This is a genomic window from Frigoribacterium sp. CFBP 13729, assembly GCF_014841875.1.
Taxonomy (GTDB): domain Bacteria; phylum Actinomycetota; class Actinomycetes; order Actinomycetales; family Microbacteriaceae; genus Frigoribacterium.
The window spans coordinates 1-296 of record NZ_JACYUR010000015.1 but is presented as its reverse complement, the minus strand read 5'-3'; the positions used below and the strand labels follow the sequence as shown (position 1 = coordinate 296).

1 pseudogene is annotated in these 296 nt (G+C 67.9%); it reads right to left on the bottom strand.

The features are described from left to right. A pseudogene (locus tag IFT77_RS16505) lies at positions 1-296 on the bottom strand (hypothetical protein); the annotation flags it as partial.

The window sequence follows — 296 nt, the reverse complement described above, 5'->3', positions numbered from 1 at the left end:
TACTCGGTGGCGACGGTGATCTTCGCGACGCCGACGAGCATCTCGTCCTGGACGGCGTCGGTGTTGAAGGTCTGGTTCAGCAGGGCGGCGGCGTCGGGGCTGATGTGGACGGTGGTGCCCTCGAGGACGGCGTTGGTGCCCTCCATCTGGAGGGGCTTCAGGGTGCCGCCGTAGAGGTTGAAGAGGTAGGCGTCCTCGGCTGCGACAGCGCCGTTGGCGGTGACGGTGCCGTAGAGCTTGCTCTCGCCCGGGTCGATGCGGAAGTCGCTGAGCTCGACGACGGTGCCGTCGGCAGC